The organism is Terriglobus sp. RCC_193 (genome assembly GCF_041355105.1).
In the GTDB taxonomy this organism is placed as follows: Bacteria; Acidobacteriota; Terriglobia; order Terriglobales; family Acidobacteriaceae; genus Terriglobus.
Map to the genome: position 1 here is coordinate 1,425,275 of NZ_JBFUPK010000002.1, position 22,378 is coordinate 1,447,652.

22 protein-coding genes and 1 tRNA gene are annotated in these 22,378 nt (G+C 57.4%); 14 read left to right on the plus strand and 9 right to left on the minus strand.

The genetic code is table 11. The features are described from left to right. Positions 1-27: 27 nt before the first annotated feature. Positions 28-1,827, plus strand: coding sequence for a TonB-dependent receptor plug domain-containing protein (locus tag AB6729_RS14715; RefSeq protein WP_371082382.1), 1,800 nt, complete (start codon positions 28-30; stop codon positions 1,825-1,827). Here the strand turns inward: AB6729_RS14715 and AB6729_RS14720 are convergent. Continuing rightward, the gene (locus tag AB6729_RS14720; RefSeq protein WP_371082383.1) at positions 1,824-3,776 is read right to left on the minus strand and encodes an ABC-F family ATP-binding cassette domain-containing protein; all 1,953 of its coding nucleotides are present in this window, start codon (positions 3,774-3,776) and stop codon (positions 1,824-1,826) included. The two genes, AB6729_RS14715 and AB6729_RS14720, sit on opposite strands and share 4 nt — an antisense overlap. Before the next feature lie 86 nt (positions 3,777-3,862). Here AB6729_RS14720 and AB6729_RS14725 point away from each other — a divergent pair, with 86 nt between their 5' ends. After that, a complete protein-coding gene (locus tag AB6729_RS14725) occupies positions 3,863-4,981 on the plus strand; it encodes a hypothetical protein (protein ID WP_371082384.1) in 1,119 nt (372 codons plus the stop codon). Here AB6729_RS14725 and AB6729_RS14730 read toward each other — a convergent pair. Then, positions 4,978-6,159 (minus strand): glycosyltransferase, encoded by a 1,182-nt coding sequence (locus tag AB6729_RS14730; protein ID WP_371082385.1) that lies wholly within the window; start codon positions 6,157-6,159, stop codon positions 4,978-4,980. The genes AB6729_RS14725 and AB6729_RS14730 overlap by 4 nt on opposite strands. A 47-nt stretch (positions 6,160-6,206) precedes the next feature. Between AB6729_RS14730 and AB6729_RS14735 the strand changes: the two genes are divergently transcribed. Together AB6729_RS14735 and AB6729_RS14740 are read left to right on the plus strand one after the other, a co-directional pair. Continuing rightward, complete coding sequence (locus AB6729_RS14735) at positions 6,207-6,728, plus strand: hypothetical protein (protein ID WP_371082386.1); 522 nt, start codon at positions 6,207-6,209, stop codon at positions 6,726-6,728. 54 nt (positions 6,729-6,782) lie between these two features. After that, positions 6,783-7,697: an alpha/beta fold hydrolase gene (locus AB6729_RS14740; protein WP_371082387.1), complete on the plus strand. Its 915-nt coding sequence runs from the start codon at positions 6,783-6,785 to the stop codon at positions 7,695-7,697. A gap of 421 nt (positions 7,698-8,118) precedes the next feature. Here the strand turns inward: AB6729_RS14740 and AB6729_RS14745 are convergent, their stop codons facing one another. Both AB6729_RS14745 and AB6729_RS14750 read right to left on the minus strand, forming a co-directional pair. Then, entirely contained in the window at positions 8,119-9,075 is a 957-nt protein-coding gene (locus AB6729_RS14745; RefSeq protein WP_371082388.1) for a TIGR00730 family Rossman fold protein, read from the minus strand. Between the two features lie 40 nt (positions 9,076-9,115). After that, positions 9,116-9,192: transfer RNA gene (locus AB6729_RS14750), tRNA-Met, on the minus strand. 119 nt (positions 9,193-9,311) lie between these two features. Here AB6729_RS14750 and kdsB point away from each other — a divergent pair. Continuing rightward, complete coding sequence (gene kdsB, locus AB6729_RS14755; protein ID WP_371082389.1) at positions 9,312-10,055, plus strand: 3-deoxy-manno-octulosonate cytidylyltransferase; 744 nt, start codon at positions 9,312-9,314, stop codon at positions 10,053-10,055. Between the two features lie 62 nt (positions 10,056-10,117). Here kdsB and AB6729_RS14760 read toward each other — a convergent pair whose 3' ends face one another. Continuing rightward, positions 10,118-10,786, minus strand: a complete 669-nt coding sequence (locus AB6729_RS14760) for an HAD-IA family hydrolase (RefSeq protein ID WP_371082390.1) — start codon at positions 10,784-10,786, stop codon at positions 10,118-10,120. A gap of 3 nt (positions 10,787-10,789) precedes the next feature. Beyond that, positions 10,790-12,241 (minus strand): phosphoglucomutase/phosphomannomutase family protein, encoded by a 1,452-nt coding sequence (locus AB6729_RS14765; RefSeq protein ID WP_371082391.1) that lies wholly within the window; start codon positions 12,239-12,241, stop codon positions 10,790-10,792. A gap of 101 nt (positions 12,242-12,342) precedes the next feature. On the opposite strand from AB6729_RS14765, the gene recA reads away from it, so the two are divergent. Further along, on the plus strand, positions 12,343-13,452 hold the full coding sequence (gene recA, locus AB6729_RS14770) for a recombinase RecA (protein ID WP_371082392.1): 1,110 nt from the start codon (positions 12,343-12,345) through the stop codon (positions 13,450-13,452). Positions 13,453-13,501: 49 nt separating this feature from the next. Here recA and AB6729_RS14775 read toward each other — a convergent pair whose 3' ends face one another. Together AB6729_RS14775 and AB6729_RS14780 are read right to left on the minus strand one after the other, a co-directional pair. Further along, positions 13,502-13,792 (minus strand): type II toxin-antitoxin system RelE/ParE family toxin, encoded by a 291-nt coding sequence (locus AB6729_RS14775; RefSeq protein ID WP_371082393.1) that lies wholly within the window; start codon positions 13,790-13,792, stop codon positions 13,502-13,504. Next, positions 13,789-14,019, minus strand: coding sequence for a hypothetical protein (locus tag AB6729_RS14780; RefSeq protein WP_371082394.1), 231 nt, complete (start codon positions 14,017-14,019; stop codon positions 13,789-13,791). Before AB6729_RS14780 ends, AB6729_RS14775 begins: the two co-directional genes overlap by 4 nt. 39 nt (positions 14,020-14,058) lie before the next feature. Here AB6729_RS14780 and coaD point away from each other — a divergent pair, with 39 nt between their 5' ends. The 8 genes from coaD (at position 14,059) to AB6729_RS14820 (ending at position 21,191) form a co-directional block, all read left to right on the plus strand. After that, positions 14,059-14,586, plus strand: coding sequence for a pantetheine-phosphate adenylyltransferase (gene coaD, locus AB6729_RS14785; protein ID WP_371082395.1), 528 nt, complete (start codon positions 14,059-14,061; stop codon positions 14,584-14,586). A 48-nt stretch (positions 14,587-14,634) separates the two neighbouring features. After that, positions 14,635-15,846, plus strand: a complete 1,212-nt coding sequence (locus AB6729_RS14790; protein WP_371082396.1) for a pyridoxal phosphate-dependent aminotransferase — start codon at positions 14,635-14,637, stop codon at positions 15,844-15,846. Between the two features lie 16 nt (positions 15,847-15,862). Then, a complete protein-coding gene (locus AB6729_RS14795; RefSeq protein ID WP_371082397.1) occupies positions 15,863-16,996 on the plus strand; it encodes a mannose-1-phosphate guanylyltransferase in 1,134 nt (377 codons plus the stop codon). Positions 16,997-17,582: 586 nt separating this feature from the next. Then, the gene (locus tag AB6729_RS14800; RefSeq protein ID WP_371082398.1) at positions 17,583-17,924 is read left to right on the plus strand and encodes a GntR family transcriptional regulator; all 342 of its coding nucleotides are present in this window, start codon (positions 17,583-17,585) and stop codon (positions 17,922-17,924) included. A 2-nt stretch (positions 17,925-17,926) separates the two neighbouring features. Beyond that, on the plus strand, positions 17,927-18,817 hold the full coding sequence (locus tag AB6729_RS14805; RefSeq protein ID WP_371082399.1) for an ABC transporter ATP-binding protein: 891 nt from the start codon (positions 17,927-17,929) through the stop codon (positions 18,815-18,817). Continuing rightward, the gene (locus AB6729_RS14810; protein ID WP_371082400.1) at positions 18,814-19,605 is read left to right on the plus strand and encodes an ABC transporter permease subunit; all 792 of its coding nucleotides are present in this window, start codon (positions 18,814-18,816) and stop codon (positions 19,603-19,605) included. The genes AB6729_RS14805 and AB6729_RS14810 overlap by 4 nt, the downstream gene beginning before the upstream one ends. Further along, positions 19,583-20,383, plus strand: a complete 801-nt coding sequence (locus tag AB6729_RS14815; protein WP_371082401.1) for a hypothetical protein — start codon at positions 19,583-19,585, stop codon at positions 20,381-20,383. The genes AB6729_RS14810 and AB6729_RS14815 overlap by 23 nt, the downstream gene beginning before the upstream one ends. A gap of 193 nt (positions 20,384-20,576) precedes the next feature. After that, positions 20,577-21,191 carry a hypothetical protein gene (locus tag AB6729_RS14820; RefSeq protein WP_371082402.1) on the plus strand — a complete coding sequence of 205 codons (615 nt, stop codon included), beginning with the start codon at positions 20,577-20,579 and terminating at the stop codon, positions 21,189-21,191. Positions 21,192-21,529: 338 nt separating this feature from the next. Here the strand turns inward: AB6729_RS14820 and AB6729_RS14825 are convergent, their stop codons facing one another. Next, positions 21,530-22,369: a TIGR03435 family protein gene (locus AB6729_RS14825; RefSeq protein ID WP_371082403.1), complete on the minus strand. Its 840-nt coding sequence runs from the start codon at positions 22,367-22,369 to the stop codon at positions 21,530-21,532. Positions 22,370-22,378: the final 9 nt, after the last annotated feature.

A 22,378-nucleotide genomic window follows, 5' to 3' on the forward strand; every position in this document is an offset into this window, starting at 1 on the left:
CCATACGCCAGCTACACTCAGGATGGAATGTTTGTTTCTTTGCGCCGTGTTGGTTCCGTGGTTTCTACGTTGGTTGCTGTAGCATCTTCCGCTGCATACGGACAACAAAATATTCAGCAGACCGTTACCGTTGTGGGTGAGGCCGAGCCTGTCACGCTGGGACAGACCGCGCGCTCTGTTCAGGTGATGGATACGCAGCCGATGTCGCTTTCGTTGCAGGAAATTGCAGACGGTTTGCGCTCGGATGCGTCGGTAGATATTCAGCAACGTGGCGCGATGGGCGTGCAGAGCGATGTGAGCATCCGTGGCGGCACGTTTGAACAGACGCTGGTGCTGCTGAATGGATTTCGCATTAACGATGCGCAGGCTTCGCACTTCAACCTGGATGTGCCAGTGCCGCAACAGGCGGTTGGCGGTCTTGCAGTGCTGCATGGTTCGGGTTCCACGCTGTATGGAGCGGATGCGCTTGCGGGTGTGGTGCATGTGAGTACGTGGAAGCCGCAGGAGAGTTCACTGCGGCTGCGCGCAGGTGGCGGAAGCTTTGGCGGTAATGAGCAGGCAGTGACAGGTGCGATTGCAAATCAGCTTCGAAGCGTAGTCGTTGCAGGGGAACGTGATTTCTCAACCGGTTTCATTCCTGGGCGTGATTACCGCAGTGAAAGCGCGAGTGCGGAAGGCCGCACGACATCGTCGCTGGGCGAATCGGATCTGCTGTTAGCGGGGAGTGATCGTTCGTTTGGCGCGAACCAGTTTTATGGGAACTACAACTCGTGGGAACGAACCAAGGGATGGTTTCTTGGATTCACGCAGGCTTTCCGTGAGAAGACAACGGCTGCTGTTGCATACCGTCGCCACGCGGATAACTATATTTTGATTCGTACAAATCCCGCGTATTACGCGAACAATCACGTGGATGCCAGTTGGCAGGGAGCGTTACGCCAGACCGTCACGCTGGGACGCGCGGGCAAGCTATTTGTGGGCGCGGAAGAAAATACAGACAGTATTCACAGCAACAGCCTGGGACAGCATGGGCGCAATCGGACGTCGCTGTATGGTGATGCAGATTTGCATCGTGGTGCGGCGAACTTCTCCATTGGATTGCGTGAAGAGGTTTTGAGTGGAGGCCGCGTTGTTTCTGCGCCGTCGTTTGCTGCGAGTCTTCTGGTGCACAAGGTATGGAAGCTGCGTGGCAGTGCGGGTTATGGTTTTAGGCTGCCCACTTACACGAATCTTTATTACAACGATCCCACCACGATCAGTAATCCTTCGCTGAAGCCGGAGACGGCGTGGAATTTTGATGGCGGTGTGGATTGGTATCCATCGACGCGTATCGCTGCGTCGGTAACGGGTTTCTATGCGCGTCAGCAAAACGCGATTGATTATGTGCGACCCTCCGCTGCGGATAAATGGCAGGCGAAGAATCTTGCTGAGGTGCGCTTAACGGGCGTTGAAACATCTGTGCAGATGCGGTTGCAGGGCGATCAGCAATTGCGGGTGAACTGGACTGCGATCTTCGGTTCGCAGGATGTGTTGCAGGGACAGCAGTCACAGCTTGTGTTTCAATTCCCAACGAATCGTGCGCGTGTGGAAGCTTGGCTTCATGCGAGTTCGCAAGTTGCGTTGCGGCCAGCATTCAGCGTGACGCAGCGAGTGGGACAGACGCCTTACAGCACGATGGATTTTGCAGTGTCACGCGACCGCGGAATTTTGCGACCGTATGTGCAGGGAACGAACCTGTACAACACCGGCTACGCGGAGATTCAAAGCATCCGCATGCCGGGGCGAGGCATTCTTGCAGGCATTGAAATTGAGCTTTCGCGGCGCTAGACGGCTGCGCCCTGCTCTTCCAGTTGTGTGGACAGGTCTTCCCATTCCAGCATGAGTGATTCGTGCCGCTTGCGTAGATCCGCGAGTTCCACAGTCTGCCGCTGCGATTCTTCCGCAGAGACGAAGTTGCCCATTGCCGTTTCGAGCGCAGTCATGCGGTCTTCCAGGCGCGGCATCTCTTCTTCTGCAAAACGTACGCGGTCCTGCATCTGTTTCAGCTTGATGGGATTCAGCTTCTTTACATTCGCAGTTGGTGTGGGAGCAGGTGGCGGTGGTGGAGGTGTTTCGATGACAGGGATGTGCGCCTTCTGCATTTCAATGGCAGCAGCCTGCATCTGTTCCGGTCCGCCATTCTTGCGCCATAAGTAATCTTCGTAATTGCCTGGGTACACCTGCACGCCGCCGTGTTCGCATTCGAAGACGCGTGTGGCAAGACCGTCAATGAAGTAGCGGTCATGCGAGACGAACAGCACCGTGCCTGTGAAATTGCGAATGGCCTCCAGCAATACATCCTTTGCACGAAGGTCAAGGTGATTGGTGGGTTCGTCCAGCAGGATGAAGTTTGCAGGGCTTACCAACATGCGCGCGAGTGCGTAACGATTGCGTTCGCCACCGCTGAGTACGCCGAGTTGTTTGAAGACGTCGTCGCCGGTGAAGAGGAATGCGCCGAGCAGGCTGCGCAGTTCCACTGTTGGGATTTTCGGAGCGGCAGCACCGATGTCTTCCAACATTTTTGCCTGCGGATCCAGCACCTTGTACTGGTCCTGCGCGAAGTAGTCGGCAAGGACGTTGTGGCCATAGCGGACATCGCCCGTGGTGGTTTCTTCCAGTTTGCTCAACATGCGGATGAGTGTGGATTTACCCGCGCCGTTCGGGCCTACGAGCGCAATGCGATCACCGCGTTCGATGGTGAAGTTCACGTTGCTGAGAATCTGCTTCGGCTCGTAGCGCTTGGAGAGCCCACTAACCTCGCACACGATGCGACCGGACGCAGGCGGCTGCGGGAAGGTGAAGTGGATGGTCTCTTCATCTTCAGGAACTTCAATGCGCTCGATTTTTTCCAGTTCTTTGATGCGGCTCTGCACCTGCTTGGCCTTGGTGGCCTGGTAGCGAAAGCGGCCGATGAAGGCTTCGAGCTGGTCAATGCGTTCCCGTTGCGAGGTGTAGTCGCGCGCGAGTTGTTCGCGGCGCTCGGTCTTCTGCTTTACAAACTTTTCGTAGCCACCGGTGTAGAACCACACGCGCTTGTTCCACACCTCCGTGATTTTGTTCACGGTGACGTCGAGGAAGTAGCGGTCGTGCGAGATGAGGATGAAGGCGCGTGGATAGGACTTTAAATACTCTTCGAGCCAGTTACGGCTTTCGAGATCGAGGTGGTTGGTGGGTTCGTCCATCAGCAGAAGCGAGGGTTTTTCCAGCAACAGCTTTGCGAGTGCAATGCGCATCTGCCATCCACCGGAAAATTCGCCACAGTCGCGTCGCCAGTCTTCTTTCTGAAATCCAAGTCCGCCGAGCACTGCGCCAACCTGCGCGTCCAGGTTATAGAGATCGAGTGCCTGCAGTGTTTCGCTGACTACGGAGAAACGGTCGGCAGCGGTTTCATATTCAGCGCTGGCGGGGTCGAAGTGGGCCAGCTTGTCACTGAGTTCACCCATCTCGTGTTCCATGTCCTGCGCGGCTTTGAAGACGCTGAGGCATTCGTCGAATACGGTGCGGCCACGGAGCGCGAGGCCATCCTGTGGGAGATAGCCGATGGTGAGGCCTTTGCTGCGATTGAGCTGGCCGTGATCCAGATGTTCGATGCCTGCGAGGATTTTCAGCAGCGTTGATTTTCCGGTGCCGTTACCACCGACGAGACCGGTACGTTCGTCCGGTGTGATGAGCCAGTTGGCTCCTTCAAATAACAGCTTGTGGCCAAAGCGCTTGGCCCCGTCGGCGAGATGCAGCATGTATCTATTGTCGCAGCAAGTTGGCGGGGCAGTGAATGGCATGGGGATGCTGATTTCCGCAAATTCGACTTAGTATGGAAGGCAGCATGGTGAGTCGTCGTCAATTTGTGCTGAGTTCGTTGCTGGTAGCAGCGGGGGCGCGTGCGCAGGAATTGGCGCGTGCGGGATGGCGCGGCAATGGTATTGCGCCGGAGGCGTGGTGGCTGCACGCGTCGATGATTCGTTGTGCGCAGGATGTGACGTTTGCCGATGCGGTGAAGATGCTGGACCGCATGAGCGATGTGGGTGCGGACAGCATCCTGTTGCCGGATCTGGAACCAACGGCGAAGCAGCCGTATGCAGAGCGTTTTGGCACAGAAGAAGAACTGGATGCACTGCTGCGTGAGATGTCTGCGCGAAGGATGCACCTGTTGCTGCATATGCCGTTGCAGCGTGCGATCAGTAATGCTGGTGAAGTACGTTTCTGGATGAGCCGTGGTGTGGCGGGAATCGATCTGGGAACGCTTGGGTCCGGCGATATGGATGCGGTGCGGCAGTTGCGTGCATCGTTGGATCATTATCCGGGCCACCGCATACTGCTGGCGCGTACCGCAGGGCAGGAGGCGCAGGCTGTTGCGTCTGGCTCACGCAGGCGCGGCTCTGCGTCGTCTGATCCCATCACGCTGCACATTCTCTCGCCGCAGGATACTGAGAGCGGAGTGCGACACACGGGTGCAGTGAACGCTGTCGAGATTGCCGCCATGCCTGTCAGCGATGAGAAAGCAGAGTCTGCGGCTGCAACGTTGCCGGCGGCTGTTCCGTATGTGAGAAGCCTGTTCCCGCTGCTGTTAGCGTCGGGAGCGCCGATTCTGGATAGCCATTTGCTTACGTCGGATTTGGGGCGCGAGTCGGTGCAGCAAGTACTTGCGTTTCGAAATACGCATGCGGTGGTGCGCGACGGGAGTGTCGTGGTGTTGGCGACTGCACAGCCTTCGTTGCGTGCATGGATTCTGCGAGCGAAGGGAGCTCGTGGTTCGTTGCTGCTGGCAGCAAACGATGGCACCACGCCCGCAACTCTGCATCTGACGGCAGCGTTGGCGTCGAATGGATTTCGCAATGTGTATCTGCGGCCGCTGATGCGATCCGATCACGGTATGGGCGCGGTCAATGTGGAGATGGGAACACTACCGCCCGGGGCCGCCATTGTGGCGGAGATTCTGCACTAAGCCGTCAGTGGTTGTGTTGATGCAGTGAGTGGATATTCCGCAAGCACGGCATCGAAGATGGCATCCCACGAACAACCTGTGGCATACGCTCGAGCAGCTTCTCCCATAGAACGAAGGCGCGCGCGGTTCTTCGTGAGTTGCACGATGGCTTCGATCCATGCGGATGTGGGGCGAACGATACCGGTGCTTTCATTTATCACGATGAACTTTGGGCCTCCACCGTCGGTAACGGCAGCAGGTACGCCGCTGGCCAGCGCTTCCAGCACTACGTTGCCGAAGGTGTCGGTTTCTGATGGAAAGACGAAGAGGTCCATATTGGCGTAGGCCGTTGCCAGTGCTTCACCGCGCAATACGCCTGCGAAATCCGCGTCTGGCAATGCTTGTCGCAGCGCTGCTTCTTCACCGCCGTGTCCGATGATGCAGAAGCGCGCTTTGATTCCCGCGGCATCGAGTGCCTGCTGGAGCAGGGGAAGCAGGGCGACGTTCTTCTCAACGGAGAGTCTGCCTACATAGCCAAGAATCATTCCACCGTCATGGATAGAACGTGTTCTTCGCACCGGGGAAAACAGTTCGGTATCCACGCCGCGGCGCATCACGTGGCAGGCCCGTTGTGTCTTGCGTTCCAGCAGTGTGCATAGTTCTTCATTGGGGGCGTAGAGAACTTTTGCCAGTCGATAAAAGCTTGATGTGGCATGGAGTGCGCCGGATTCGATCCATTGCGGCGCCTTCGGCAGCAGCTTTGCCAGCGGTGCACTGCGGCGAGCTGCGTATTCATGAACGTTGGTGTGCCAGCTTGCTGCAAGAGGAATGTTTCTGCGCCATGCAAAGTATGCGCCGAAGATGCCCAGTTCACTGGGGCCTGTGATGTGGATGAGATTCGGGCAAAAGTGATCCAGTTCCCGGGCAATGGTGATTGCATATCGACCGAACAATGGATCAAAGCTGAGATCCTTTTCCATTGCGATGCTAAAGGAACTACGCGGCAGGTCCACTTCGGTGACGGAGCCATCGGTAGTCACACTTGCATTGCCACGAACGTCCGGCACGCCGGCGCGGATGCAAAGCATGGGTAAATTGCGGCGTTTTGCATAGGCGGTAAAGTTGCGTGCGGTATGCGCGACTCCGTTTACCTCGTGGAACGAATCCGGAAAGAATGCAACTCGTGGGCCAGTTCCCATGCACGACACCATAGCACCTCTGCATGAGAGACTGTTTGCGAGCCGCTATGCCGAACCTTCCCGACCCGCTTGATCGTGTGCTGGCAGAGATGTTGCGGCATCCGCTTGCGCTGCTGCGCGGATGGAACTGGAAGGCCGCGTCTTTTTCGGCAATTCTGCGTAGTTTGTTTTTCCTTTTCGCAAATCTTCATGGCACACACCATGCCGCGGCAAAAGCCATGCTGACGGAGTTTGTGTACGGCACGTTTGCCGCAGGAGTGGCGGGTGCGGTGATCCAGCGGCTGCGTCATACGGAGCCTGTCAGGAAAACGGCGTTGGTGGTGTGGCTGGTGATCCCACTGGTGTTGTTGGCGGCGCAGGCATCGGTGCATCGCATGATGGGTACGCAGCATGTGCGTACGGGGCTGATTGCTTCGTTTATTTTTGCGTCGTTTGCCTCAGGATTTAACTGGTTTGCAATGCGTCATGGCGCGTTTGTGATGGGTGAGCGGCGTTCGTTTGCGCACGATCTTCTGCTGGTTCCAGGGCTGATTGGGCAGTTTCTGTTTACACCGTTGCAACGCGAGTAGGGTGTAACCTGATTGCAAGAGGGACGACCTTCGGATGAAGGCGGCCACCACACCATGATGAAGACCCCACTCTGCCTCGTAACCTGCCTCCTTGCATCTTCCGCAGCCTTTGCACAGAACGCCGATATCTTTGGCCATCTGCTTCCCGCACAAAAACATACACGCGTCTTCGGCCAGGAGATTGCCTATTACGACATGGGTACAGCCAAGGCCGATGAGCCGGTGCTGGTCCTGTTGCACGGCTATGGTTCGCAGGCCGATGTGGACTTTGGCCCGTCATTGCCGCTGCTGGAAAAGCAGTATCGTGTGATTGCGCTGGACCAGATTGGTGCGGGACAAAGCGCCAAACCGCTGATTGCCTATCGTGTGCAGACTTACGTTGAATTTCTTGCAGAGTTTCTGCGCACGCAGGGCATTACGCATTTTGATCTGCTTGGCGAATCGCTCGGTGGATGGACTGCTGCTGCGTATGCACAACAGTCGCTTACTTCCGGAAGTACATTGCCGAAGCCTTCGCGATTGATCCTGGAAGATGCTGCCGGATTCTCCGCGCCGGAGACGGGGTTTTCTCCCAGCGCAGGTATTCATCTTTCGGTAAGCACGGTGGGAGAAGTGGTCACCGGGCTGCGTGCCGTTTTCTATAACAAGTCGTTGATTACGGAAGACGTGGCGCGGCGTCGTTTCATTACGAAGCTGGCGGCGAATGATGGCCTTGTAACGAGTACCTTCAGCAGTAATCCTGCGGTGCGTTCAGAAGCTCTGGGTGAGAAGGCTTCGAGCATTACGATTCCTACGCTGGTGATCTGGGGCGCGCAGGATACGACGGTGCCGATTGCGATGGGGCGGGCGTATGCCAAGACGATACCGCAGGCGAAGCTGGTCACCATTGATGAGAGTGGCCATGTGCCTTCACTGGAACAGCCGCAGCGGTTTGTGAAGGCTGTAGAAGATTTTCTGGCAGGAAAGTAATCTCTTCGGAATGCCGCGGTGTGCTGTTGTTATGAACGGATTGCGTCACTACAGTCCGTCATCCTGAGCGGAGCACGAAGTGCGGAGTCGGAGGACGCGCTTTCTCAGTGAAATCGTAGTGAGTGACAAGAAAGCAGGTCCTTCAGCTCCGCTTCGCTTCGTTCAGGATGACGAACTTCGTTCGTATGAGCTTCGCTGGTTCGCGCTTTGCGCGAAGAACCCAGGTTAGCTTCGCGAACCTGGGGCACCCGGATTTTGCGGCTGGAAGTTCGAGCGGTTGTGGGCGCTGGGAGTCTATCGGGATCCTTCGCTTTGCTCAGGATGACGCGCTTTGCGCGTACGAGCTTCGCTTAGATGCAAGCGATAATGTGTTTGCGCTCCGCTCAGAATGACAATGAGAAAACGTCGTCCTTGGGTTTCCTTATCCACGTGTGGCGGCGATGTCTGGCCCCAGAACTTCCTGTGCGTTTGGCGCTGGGCCTTCGGGGACGCGCTCCTCCGGGCCGCATGTCGAGCAATATTTCTGCAGACCTTCTTGCAGAATGGCGAAGGCTTCTTCCGGCGTGTCGGCAAAGCGGAAGAGGTTGGTATCGCCGACAGAGATGGCGCCCTTTTCCGCGAGCAAGTCAAGGTTGATGACGCCGTGCCAGTACGATCGACCGTAAATGATTATGGTCATGTCCTTGGCCATCTTGTGTGTCTGCGCCAGCGTCAGAAGCTCAAACATTTCGTCCAGCGTGCCAAAACCTCCGGGAAAGACAACGAGTGCTTTTGCGAGGTAAGCAAACCAGAACTTGCGCATGAAGAAGTAATGGAACTGGAAGTTCAGCGCAGGTGTGATGTAGGGATTGGGCCGTTGTTCAAAGGGAAGTGCGATGTTCAGGCCGATGGTTTTGCCGCCTGCTTCATACGCACCGCGATTGGCAGCTTCCATAATGCCAGGGCCACCGCCGCTGCATACCACGAAACGATGGCGGCGTCCCGGCAGGTCCTTCGCCCAGTCCGTCAGCAGATGTGCCAGTTTACGCGCGTCTTCGTAGTAGCGCGCCATCTCCACTGCGGCTTCGGCGCGTTTCCGCTGCAGATCGCTTGCTTCCGGCGAACTGTCGGGCTGCTCATGGGGTGGGGCGGGATGGTTGGAATAGGAGTTTGCCAGTAGCTCCATCTCATGGTTTGCCACGTCCAGTGCGGCGAACCGCGCAGAGCCGAAGAAGACCACAGTATCCTGAATGCGTTCGCGCCGAAAACGCGCCATGGGTTCCTGGTATTCGGCCAGGATGCGGAAGATGCGCGCATCCGGGGTTTGCAGGAAGTCGTCGTTTTCGTAGGCCAGCGGGGCCTGGTCTAACAGAGTTTCGGGAACGGGAAGGTTTGTCATCCGTTACCTAGGATGCACCATGGAACTGTTGTAGAGGTATTGGTGGCGGTGACTGGAATCGAACCAGTGACCTACGGGTTATGAGTCCGTCGCTCTAACCATCTGAGCTACACCGCCATGGTGTGTGGGACGCGCCTTGCGTTTGGGGCGGCGGGGAGCCGCGCACAAGGCACTCGATGTAGTTTACTGGAAGTCGGGCTTCGGCTCAAACTGCCGTTGTCCGGATAATTGCACGTATGAGTGAAATACGCATTCTGGGAGTGATCCCCGCACGCCTTGCCTCCACGCGCCTTCCCGGAAAGGTGCTGCGCCCATTGCTGGGCAAACCCATGCTGCAGTGGGTGGTGGAGGCAGCGCAACGGTGCCCGCAACTGCATGAAATCGTCGTTGCGACGGATTCTGAGGAAGTGGGGGCGCTTTGCCAGGCGCATGGATGGCAGTGGCAGATGACGGACGCCGCGCTGCCCAGCGGAACCGACCGCATGCGTGCCGTGGCGCTGGAGCGGGAAGCGGACATTTACGTGAATATCCAGGGGGATGAGCCGCTGCTGCAGCCGGAACACATTGACGCGCTGCTGCGACCGTTCTCGCGTGGCATGCACGTGGAATGCAGCACGGTGAAGACCCTCTGCGCGCCGGAGAACATCCACAATCCGAATGCGGTGAAGGTGGTTCATGCCACGGACGGCCGTGCGCTGTATTTTTCGCGTGCCACCATTCCGTACGACCGCGATGGGGCAGGCAAGGCCACGTACTGGAAGCATCTGGGGCTGTATGCGTATCGCCGGGATGCGTTGCTGCGTTTCGGAACGCTGGCGGCCAGTCCACTGGAGCAGACGGAGCGATTGGAGCAGTTGCGCCTGCTGGAAAACGGGTTGGCGCTGTATGTGGAGGCGGTGGAGTTTGACACCGTTGGCGTGGATACCGAGGCAGATGTGGCGTGCGTGGAAGCTTTGCTGCAGGAGCGGTTCGGCGCTTAAAGAATGAACGCCGCGACGCTGCGGATTCGCCGCGACGCTGCGTTCAGTTTTTGTTGCTGCTGTTAGTTCTTTCTTGCCAGCGGAATTTTCACCTGCAGGCCGTCCGCATCGGAAGTGACCTTCACCACGGCCAGCGATCGTGCAATCCAGGTGGCGGCTTTTAGCTCTACACGCGGCGTGGAACTGAGCACGGCAAGCACGCGGCAACCAGCGCCGATGCCACTTTCCACGCCCGATACTGCGTCCTCAATCACGATGCAATCTTCCGGCTTGAAACCAAGCGCTGCTGCACCGCGAATGTAGGGTTCGGGATCGGGCTTGCCCTTGGTGATGTCGTCCGCGGAGACCAGTCTGGGCGGTTCCGGCAGGCCTGCTGCTCTCAGGCGCGCTTCCAGCAGGCGGCGCGTGCAGGAGGTTACCACTGTCCAGCGATCCGGCGGCAGGCTTGCGAGCAATTCACGCACGCCGGGCAGCACTTCAATGTCGCCCACGTCTTCAATCTCCATGTCTTCGATGACGCGGAGGCCCTCGTCCGGGTCAATGTCCGGGCGAAGCATGATGACGATGTCGCGCGCGGGGCGACCGTGTGGCAGGACGAAGTTGTCCGCGTTTGGGACGTTGTACAGCTTGGCCCATCGCTTCCAGCATCGTGTGGCGGATGCGATGGAACTGATGAGAACGCCGTCCATGTCAAAGAGAAGGCCCTTGGCCGTGGTATCTACGCTGGCCAAAAGTTAGCCCTCCAATACGAATTGTTCTGCTGCTTTAAGGATTTTCTGCACGGCATTCTGCGAGGTGGATTCGCAGTAGACGCGCAGTAATGGCTCTGTGCCGGAAGCGCGCAGCAGCAGCCATGTTTCGGCGGCGTTGGGTTTAGTTTTTGCTTCCGGATTGTCGAGGAAGAACTTGATGCCGTCCATGTCCTCGCTCTTCAGAACGCGGTAGCCAGCGATTTCCGTGAGTCCGCTGGAGGCGCGCTCGATGGCTGACTTCTTCAGGCGGTCATCGATGTGCATATCGATGCGGCCATACTGGTGCTCGCCGAATTCGTTCTGCAGCATGGCGACCAGCTCGCCGAGCGTCTTGCCTTCTTCGGCCATCACGTTCGCGAGCAACAGCGCGTTCAGGATGCCGTCGCGCTCCGGCAGGTGTTTCTTGATGCCAACGCCGCCAGACTCTTCACCACCAATGAGGATGTCTTCCGTCAGCATCAGGTCGCAGACGTACTTGAAGCCAATGCCGTGTTCGTGAAGTTTGCGTCCGTATTTCGCGGCGATGCGGTCAAGCATCTTGGTGGTGTTGAAGGCGCGTGTGACTTCACCCGGCCACTTCTTCTTTTCCAGCAGCCACCACAGCAGGATGGCGAAGATCTTATGCGCGTCGACTACGTTGCCGTGCTCGTCGACAGAGCCAATGCGGTCGGCGTCACCGTCGGTGATCAGGCCAGCGGCGCATTTCTCTTCCACAACCTTCTTCTGCGTCAGCGCAATGTGCGGCAGGATGGGTTCGGGGTTGATGCCGGGGAAGAGTGGATTGTGCTCTGCGCGAATCTCCACGCAGTCCACACCAGCGCGTTCAAAGATGCCTTTCAGTACGCCTGCGCCTGCGCCGAACATGCTGTCGATAAGGAAACGCTGCTTTGCCTTGGCGATCAACGGCAGGTCGGCGAACGCTTCTACGGCTGCAATGTAATCGGGCATGAAGTCGACTTCAGTAATGGCAGCAGGAGTCGCGGTCGCGGGTACGTCTTTGCCCAGATAGGTTTCAATACTCTTGATAATCCCCGGCGAACCCGAACCACCGTAGCTGGCCTTGTACTTCACACCATTCCACTGTGCAGGGTTGTGCGACGAGGTGATCATGATGCCGCCTGCGGCCTTGCGATGGGCCACACCGTAGCTGAGTGCGGGCGTGGCGGTGATGTCCTTTGCCAGCAACACGGGGATGCCTGCTTCGCTGAGTACCTGCGCCGCCACGCGCGCGAACTGCGGCGAGCCGAAGCGTGTGTCGTAGCCAATGCAGACACCCTTCGATGCGTCTTCGTGCGCCAACACGTAGTTGGCAATGGCACGAACCGCGATGCGGACATTGGCGTAGGTGAAGTCGTCGGCGATGATGCCGCGCCAGCCGTCGGTACCGAACTTAACCGGGCTGGAGAAGGTGGCGGTAGAAGTGGTCTCGCTCATAAAGTGCTCCCGATGATTCTAGCGGCCTTACGGGAGATGGCATATTTTCTGGCGGGAATTACTTCGCTTTTTCTTTGCCATGCGCGCCCTCCAGTGCTAGGATGAGGTTCACTGAAATTGAGGAGATAGATCGCGTGGCCGTGGACGAACGCAGCAGAGCCGTAGAACTTGCCCTGGCGGGCATTGAAAAGCAGTTTGGCAAGGGCTCCATTATGCGCCTGGGCGCAAAGGATGCCATTGTTCCTATCTCCGTTATCTCCACCGGCTCGATCTCGTTCGACGCCGCGCTGGGTGTGGGTGGCGTGCCGCGCGGCCGCGTGGTTGAGATTTACGGCCCGGAATCGTCGGGTAAAACAACCATCACGCTGCAGATCATTGCCGAGGCGCAGAAGGCCGGTGGCCTTGCCGCGTTCGTCGACGCGGAACACGCGCTTGATCCCGTCTATGCGCGCAAGCTGGGCGTGGACACGGACAACCTGCTGATCTCGCAGCCGGACTATGGCGAGCAGGCGCTGGAAATTACGGAAGCTCTGGTCCGCTCTGGCGCGATTGATGTGCTGGTCGTGGACTCGGTGGCTGCGCTGGTTCCCAAGGCGGAACTTGATGGCGAGATGGGCGATTCGCACGTCGGTCTGCAGGCCCGATTGATGTCGCAGGCGCTGCGTAAGCTGACCGGTACCGTGTCGAAGAGTCGCACCTGCTTGATCTTCATCAACCAGATCCGCGAGAAGATCGGCGTCATGTTCGGCAACCCGGAAACCACCACGGGCGGTCGCGCGCTGAAGTTCTACTCATCCGTTCGTATCGACATACGCCGCATTGGCGCGGTCAAAGAAGGCGACGTCGTCGTTGGTTCGCGCACCAAAACCAAGATCGTGAAGAACAAGGTTGCCGCACCCTTCCGCGAAGCCGAGTTCGACATTCTGTACGGCGAAGGCATTTCGCGCGAAGGCGATGTGCTGGATCTGGCCGCGGCCAATAACATAGTGGAGAAGAGTGGCGCCTGGTACAGCTATGCGGGCGAACGCATTGGCCAGGGCCGCGAGAATGTACGTAACTTCCTCAAGTCCAATCCAGAAGTGTTCGCGCGCATGGATGCTGAAGTGCGCGCTAAGTTGAAGATCGGCGCTTCTGCTACGGCTCCTGTCCCGGAAGCGCCTGCGGATGGTGAGGCAAAGGCGCAGGAAGCTGTTCGTCCTTCACGGAAGTAGCCACTACAAAGTCATCATAGAAAAGGGCCGCCGTTTGCGGCCCTTTTCTCTATTGTGGGAATTTCCGCTTCCAGTTCTGTGCACCATGAAAGATCGAGACGATGAAAACAGTCGATTCCTTGTGCTGAAAGGCGAGCAAATACTTTGTGCCGGGAACAGGAAAGGTTCTCACTCCGGGGCGAGGAGCAGCTGACCCAACTTGTGGCCAGAGAGCTACCAACTCCGCTGTTCGTCGAATCTCTCGTATTACCCACATCGCCGCATTCGGTTGTTCTGCGGAAATTTCGTTCAGAATGGCCTCCAGCTTGGTACTAGCCCGGTCAGTCCATACGATGTTCATGATCCGAAACGACGGAAAAGTGCATTCATCTTCTCGTCCGCTGCAAACCGGCCTGCTTCGATATCTGCAAGGCCAAGATCAATTTCCGCAAGCTGGTCTTGCGTGAACTCGACTATGGGTTGCGAAATGTGATCGAGAAACTGTTCCACAGGAAGGCCGACTTCCGCCGCCATAAGCTGTAGCCGGTGATAGGTGCTATCCGTCAATTCCACACTCACAGTTGCCATGCGGGGATTTTACTCCTGCTCAGGTATGCTTCTTTTGTCATGGGAATTATCCGCGCCATCTACCCCGGCACCTTCGATCCGCCGACGAACGGACACCTGGACCTGATCAGCCGTGGGGCGAAGATTTTTGATGAGTTGGTGGTTGCCGTGTTGCGTAACAGCAGCAAGGGCACACCCCTGTTCACCACGGAAGAACGTGCAGAGATGCTGCGGGAGGTGACGGCTCCCGTGGGGAATGTCACCGTGGAGACGTTCGACGGCCTGTTGGTGGACTTTGCCCGACTGAAGCAGGCCAGCGCGGTGTTGCGTGGCATCCGTGCCATCTCCGATTACGAGTACGAGTTCCAGATGGCCATGATGAACCGCAAGCTGGACAAGTCACTGGAGACGGTCTTCATGATGCCTGCGGAGAAGTACACCTATGTATCGTCGCGACTCATTAAAGGTGTGTATCAGCTCAATGGCGATATCAGCGAACTGGTTCCCCCACTGGTGTTAGCGCGGCTGCAGGAGAAGCGTTCTGTGCGCGCCGCAACCCTTGGCGGTGAGGTTCCCGGAGAGGTGTAGTGCCTTTCGTTCGGGCAAAGTCTGTGTGGCTCCGTTAGAATCGGAGCCATGAGCGCAGCAGCCGCAGAAGTCCTCGCCGGGAAGAAGATCTTCTCTGATCGCATCAACCGCATTGAAGTGTCGGCCACGATGGCCATTACGGCGGAGGCGCTTCGCCTGAAGCAGAGCGGCATTGATCTTGCCGACTTTGGTGCGGGCGAGCCGCATTTTCAGACGCCGGAACACATTAAACGCGCGGCGATTGAGGCGATTGAAAAGGGCTACACGAAGTACACGGCGGTGGCGGGTATCCCCGAGGTGCGTCGTGCTGTGGTGGACCGTCATGCAGAGGACTTCGGCTCCAGCTATACGCCGGAGGAGTGCTGCTTTGCTACGGGCGGCAAGCAGGCACTGTTCAACGCCATCGAGTGCCTGGTGGACCATGGGGACGAAGTGATCGTGCCGGTGCCGTACTGGGTGTCATACAAGGACATCATCCAGTTCGCGGGCGGTACGCCGGTGTTTGTGCAGGCCAATGAGGCGGACAACTTCCGGGTGACGCCGGCCATGATCGAGGCGGCCATTACGAGTCGTACGAAGGCCATCATCCTGAACTCACCGTCGAACCCGTCGGGTGCGGTGATGAGCGCTGAGGATGTGGAGGCGATCATTCGCCTGGCGCATCGCAAGGGCATCTACATGCTGCTGGACGAGTGCTACACCTACCTGAACTTCATCGGGAAGCCGGTGAGCGGTGGGTCGTTCACGGACTGCAAGGAGCACGTGGTGGTGTTGGGTACGCTGTCAAAGACCTATGCCATGACGGGCTGGCGTGCAGGGTTTGCGCTGGGGCCGAAGGCGATCATTGCTGCCATTGGCAAGCTGCAGTCGCAGAGCACCAGCAACGTGTCCACACCGGTGCAGTACGCGTCGGTGGCGGCGCTGACGGCGTCGCAGCAGTGCGTGGAGGACATGAAGCTGGACTACATCAAGCTGCGTGACCGCCTGCTGGCCGGGTTTACCACTATTCCGGGGCTGACCTGCACGGTGCCTCAGGGCGCGTTCTATGCCTACCCGAACATCTCGGCGTTCCTTGGACGCGAGGGTGCTGCAACTTCATCGCAGGTGGCGTCGCGGCTGCTGAATGAGGCGCATGTGGTGTGCGTGCCGGGTGAGGCGTTTGGTACTGAACATCATCTGCGGTTCTCGTACGCCACGTCGGCTGACGTGATCGACAAGGGCATTGAGCGGATGCGTACCTTCTTCGCGGGGCTGGTCTAAGCCTATGAGCGCCTCCGTGACGACACCCCTGAAGCTGACGCCGCTGGTGCTGGCCGGTGGTAGCGGTACCCGGTTCTGGCCGCGCTCGCGGAAGTCGCGGGCGAAGCAGGTGCTGGCACTGTCCGGTGGCACAGAGACGATGATCCAGGAGACGGTGACGCGGTTGCTGCCGCTGGCTCCTGCGGATGACTTCCTGGTGATCACCAACGGGTTGCTGTTGGAGACCATCCGGCAGCAGTTGCCGGAGATTCCCCACGACCGCATCCTGTGCGAGCCGATGGCGCGGAATACTGCGCCTGCGTGCGCGCTGGCGGCCCTGATTGTGGAGCGGACCGCGCCGGAGACGATCCTGGGTGTCTTCCCGTCGGACCACGTGGTGACGGACGATGCGCGCTTCCAGCAGGTGATCCGTGCAGCAATGCGGATTGCCGCGGCGGGCGAGAACATTGTGGTGCTGGGTGCGCCGCCGACGCGTCCGGAGACGGGTTATGGCTACATCAAGCAGGGAACCGTCGCAGGTGAGTTCACTGATCTGGGCATGACGGCGCGCTGCGTGCAGCGGTTCACGGAGAAGCCGCAGATCGACCGCGCTATTGAGTTCGTGGCGGACGGAAACTATGCCTGGAACGCCGGCATCTTCCTGTGGTCTGCGCGGACGCTGGCCAATGCTATCCGCGAGCATCGGCCTGCAGTGGCGGGACCGCTGGAGACGATTGCCGCAGCGTATGGAACGCCGGAGTTTGAGGCAGTGTTCGCCGCCGAGTATCCGAAGGTGGAGAACATCTCCATTGACTACGCTGTGCTGGAGCCGCGTTCCGCGAAGGGTGCAGCGAGCAACATCTATTGCCTGCCTGCTGATTTCGGGTGGAACGATCTGGGTTCATGGACCGCGCTGCACGAACATGCCATGGCGAAGGGCGGCGTGAGCCGCGGCCACGGGAATATTGTGGAGTGCGACCAGGCGCTGCACCTGGAGGCGTTTGGCAATTACGTCTATTCGCCGGGTAAGACAGTTGCGTTGTTGGGTGTGAGCGACCTGGTTGTGGTGGAGACCGACGACGCGATCCTGATTACGACGCGGGCGCATTCGCAGGAAGTTGGGCGCGTGGTGAGTGAACTGACGCAGCGGCAACGGCTGGATTTGATTTGAAGAGCAGGGAGGGGTACCCCCTCCCCCTGTTTTTCTAAAATCGTCTTTTGATTGGGGTTAGGGTTTTGATGGCTGTAAAATCGTCTGCCTGTTGGGGTTAAGGGCAAAGTCCTCTTTCTAAATGGGTTAGGGCCGCGCTTTGCGCGGCCCTTTTCTGTTCTGTTTCTATTTTAGTGGTTTGGGGGAAATAACCTGCCAACTCTATTTCTTTTGGTTTGTTGGGGTTGGGTGGTTTAGGGACTTGACAGTGTTCTGACGCCTTCGGCTTGGTGCCAGCCATGATCGTTCCTTGGGCGCGCGGGATTTGCTTCATGCTCCTGTTTGTCTTTTTGGCCGCGCGGTTTTCTTGGTTGCGATTGTTTACGGCACGGCTGAAGCCGTGCCCCTTCAAAGTAGACGAGCTTTGCGCGTTGGAGCTTCGCCTTGCGAAGCTGGTTTCGTTATCTCAGTCTCGGGGCAGTCCCTATCGTTTATCAGGACATGACTCTTCCCTAACACTGAATGGTTGTCTGCCCGAGTATCACTGTGCTATATCATTATCACAGTGTTTAGAAAACCCAATCCGGCCTCAGGCATTCCGATCTACGTGCAGTTGAAAGAACAGATTCGCCATGCGATTGAGACAGGTGGCCTCATGCCCGGAGATCAACTCCCCGGCATTCGCAGCCTTGCTGAGAAGTTGGTGATTAATCCAAACACGATCATCAAGGTTTACAGGGAGCTTGAAAGCGAAGGAGCGCTCGAGATTCGTCACGGCCTCGGCGCGTTTGTTTCTGAAAGTAAGCGAAAGGCAAAGACGAGCGGAATACGGGATGCGCAACAACTCACTCAGGAGTTCGTAGACAAGCTGAGGGAGCAAGGGCTGCGCGAAGGAGAGATTCGTCGCCTGGTTGAGGCGGCGTTAGCACATCAGTTTCAGAGGAGATAATCTTGGCCTACGTCATCGAAACGCAGCATCTACAAAAAACCTATGGCACGCATCAGGCTGTGCGGGGCCTGAATCTTTCCGTCTCAGAAGGAGCTGTGTGCGCCTTTCTGGGCCAGAACGGTGCGGGTAAGAGTTCCACGATCAAGATGCTTCTGGGCATGATTCACCCGACTTCCGGTCATGGACGTATCTTCGGTCACTCCATTACCGATGAAGCCGACAGTCTGAAAATCCGCCAGAAGGTAGCCTTTGTTGCCGAAGACAAACGCCTCTATGACTACATGACGGTTGCCGAGTTGATCCGCTTTACTCGCGCCTTCTTCCCGACGTGGGATGTTCGATTTGAAAAGGAGCTTCTTGATCGCTTTGAATTGCCGCTCGATCGCAAAGTCCGGCAGCTTTCAAAGGGTATGCGTACAAAGTTGGCGCTTCTCTTAGGCTTTGCGCGGGGATGCAAACTCCTCATCCTTGATGAGCCTACTGAGGGTTTGGATCCGGTCGCTATTGAAGACGTGCTCGAGATTGTTGTGTCGCTCGCCGCTCAAGGAACCACCGTGTTCTTTTCATCTCACCAGATCGGCGAAGTGGAGCAGATAGCTGATCACGTTCTGATGATAAACCGAGGTCAACTAGTTCTTGACGCTCCCACCGATGAAGTGAAAGAGACGTACAAACATATCCAAGCGGTCTTTCCGGAGCCAATGGAGGAACGTGACTTCAGACTGCCTGGCATCGAGAGAGCGCGCATTGAGGGACGTACAGTCACCTTGGTGGCGAGTGACCATGTCGAGTCGATTCTGGAGCATGTTCGGATGTTACGGGCAGGGAGTGTTGATGTCCTGCCTCTGACGTTGAAAGAGGTGTTTCTTGAGAAGGTGAAGGTGCGCCCATGAGGATGCTGCTCTATAAAGCGTGGATCGAAACCAGGATGCGCTTTTTCGCGGGACTGGTAGCGGTGACGATTGTCTGCACGTTCTATCTTCAGCAGCACGCGTGGTTGGTAACGATGTGGTCGCACGAACTGTCCGACCCGAAAGGCTACCATTTCGCCTGGATGCCATTAGGCATCAACCATTTCAGCTGGTACCTCTGGCACTATCTATACGACAACTATCTTCAGCAGGTCTGGTCGCTCTTTGCGTTGCTGTTCGCATTCGGAGGGCTGGTTCGCGAGAGAAGCAATGGCACTATCCTCTTCAGCCTGGGGCTTCCGGTAAGTCGACGCCGATGGTTATTCTCCAGGCTTGCCGTGGCGTTGATCGAGGCAATCGCCGTTGCGTTGTTCGCACTGATCGTGATCATCGTTGGCTCGAAGATCATCCATCAAGACTACTCATTGGGTCAACTGATGCTGCACACGATTCTTATGGTCGCGGCAGGGGTGATCTTGATTGCAATGGGGAACCTTTGTTATTCGCTTGTGCCGGGTAATTACACCTCGTTGCTCGTCACCCTGGTTGTTCTCGGCGTTCCGTATCTACTGCTGCAGGATTACATGCAGAATCAGCGCGATTCCCATACGACCACGTGGTTGCAGTACTTCGACGTGGGGCATGCTATGGCCGGACCATGGCAAATCACGTGGGGTTCCTTTCCGTGGGTGGCTGTGGCGTGTGCATGGGGACTAACCGGATTGTTTTTACTGCTGACGGCTTCCTATGGAGATCGCATTGATTACTGAAGCGTCAGTCGTGCAGATCGACTTCTCATCGCCTACGACGGCTCTCTTCTGGAGGTACTGGAGAGAGACGAGGGGTCGCTTCGCGGCGGCGCTCGTCCTTCTTGCTGCGCTCGTCTCGTATGCTGTGGCGTCCAGCCCAAGCTTCCTTGCCCGATACAACACGCGCTTTCCTGACAAGCCCTTAGCTTATTCAGCTTATGTATGGAGCGGACTGTTTCACTATGCCCTGCAGGGCCTATGGATTCTGGGCGCTTTCGTCCTAACGCTCGGCGGCCTGTCACGTGAAACGGCCTCTGGCGCTGGCCTCTTCACCCTGGGATTGCCGATGAAAAAAGCCCATGTATTCTTGGTCCGGGCTTGCATCACATGCTTGGAAGCCATCGTCCTCGGAGTCCTGCCTGCGGTTCTGATTTCCGTCTCGTCGGGACTCGTTGGTCAAACCTATCCTTTGTCGCAGGCTTTATTCTTCGGCGGGGTGATGGGTGTAGCTGGCCTGGTTGTTGTCACATTCGGGCTCCTGCTGTCTGAGATATTTACCGGCGAGTTTACGGCAGCCGTCGTTGGACTCTGCCTTCTCAGCGTTGTATTTCTGAGTTACAAAGCGCATACGCTCAAAGGTTGGAACGTGTTTGAGGTTATGAGTGCAACAGCAAGCATTGATCCCATTTCCCAACTATCCAACTGGTCGGTACCGTGGCTTGGTTTAACGGCCTGTTGCGGTGCATCGGCCGTTTTATTGTGGGTCACCTGCCAACTTGTAAAAAGACGCGAGGCGTGACGACCCACGCTAATCCTCATATGTCAGCTTGAGGGAAGTGATTGGTTCCTTTGCGTGATGCCCAGATTGGTCCTTGCAAGCACGAGGTTCCTGGCCTTGGTGACTGACGCGCATGGCGGAGTGGTGAGCGGCAGCTACACTGGGCCATGATGGCGCGGATGCCGTGATGCGCGCCGGAGGAGTTGATTGCCCTATGCAGCCGCCGGTGGTTACAACGTCGCGTCCTCGTAGTGTGCCGAGCTTCTCTGTGATGGCTCGGCAGCCGATGCGGCCTTCTGCGGTGCTGCTGGCTGTGATGATTGCCGGCGGTGTTCTGTCGATGGTGGGCATGGGGCTGGGGCATGGCAGGGCGAAGCATTTTCGCGATGACGAAGGTGGCAGTGCCGCGCGCACTACTGGTGGTGCTCCTTCAAGTGCTGCCCATGCGGACGATGATGAGGATGACGATCCTTCGCAGGTGGACACGATTGTGCTGGGTGATGCGGGGGATGCTCCAGTGCCTGCGAGGAAGGGGCGCATCAGCAATGTGCATGCGACGTTGATTGTGCATCTGCCTCGTTTTGGAGAACAGGCGGGGCTGATTCCGGATAGTGCTGCGGGGCACCTGTTGTATCGGTGGTTGGCTGCGTTTAACCAGGCGAATGATTCCGCGCTGGAAGATGCGTTGCCGAACAATGCTGAAGGTGCCACAGCCGAGGCGCAGATGGAGTTACGCAGGCAGACCGGCGGTTTCAATCTGTTGTCTGCGAAAGAGGTGCAGCCGGGGTTGATTGTCTTTCGTCTGCGGGATCAGACACCCGAAGCGTGAGAGGTGCTGGGTACTTTGTATATGCGACCGAATTCGAATCCTGCTGCAGTTGCTAACTTCAGTCTGCGGGCCGTTGAGGCTATGGAACATAAAAAGACAGACGCGCGATAGTGTGCGCGAGATCGTTTGTGTGTTGGGTCCTGGAGATAGATATCTTTCGGCGAATCGGAAGATCGGATTCTGCAAGGTGATTTTTACGGAGACGTTCTGGACTGCGACTTCGAGAGACATTTGGTGAGTGGTGTCGCTGTCTGCTGTGGGGTATGGCATTCGGTGAGGCGGCAATGAGAGTAGCAGTGCTGTTGCGAGGATTAGTTTCATAGCAACGCGTTCCTCATTCAGTTTTCCGTTGGTGTTTTTTCGATGTGGTCGACGATGAGCATCTGCAGCGGGGCTTTGCGTGGTTCGAGTTTGAGGCCGAGATCCTGCACTGCTTCGAAGAGAGTGATGCGTGGTTCATGTGTATCTGCGCCTCCGTCGGCTCCCTGGCCTGGGCCGCCGGGGCCACCACGCATGCGCATGTTGTCGGGCATGAAGGTGAGGTCGATGTCGTAACGCTGCTGCAGGCCGGTCTGGTCTACGACGGGTTGATCGACAAACATGGAGAGCGTTTCGCAGAGACGGCTGAGGGTGATGGCGGGGCCTTTCAAGTGCATGCCGGTGGGGCTGCCCATGATCTGGATGTCGCCGCGTACGGGTGTGCCGGGACGGCGGTTGGGGCTGTCGGGGTAGTCCGTTGTTTTGACTTCGGATGGCTTGAGCTTTGGGCCGTTCTTGCCGACGACCAATGCGAAGACGGCGTGTTCTTTTGTTTCGCTATGGAACTGGAGTTTGAAGCGGTCGCGCAATAGAGACTGCAACATCTCTGGTACTTGATCTTCTGTGGCTCCGGCAGGGTACTTCGCTTCAATGTTGAACCGGTTGCGAATCCAATCCGGGCCGGTGACCTGAAATTCCTTGATGTTGTAAGCGACGCGGATCATGTCGCGCAGGGAGACGTTGACGTAGTGGATCATGGAACGTTCGGCGTTCATGCGGATTGCAATCATCTCCGCATCTGCATCAACGCCGGGGCGGATGGACGCGACTTCGAATGAGAGGTTGCTCTGGGGCTGTTGTGCTGTTGCCACTGCGAACGATGCGACGAGTACGAGCGGAAGGGCCAAAAGGAATTTCATGAGCCTGAT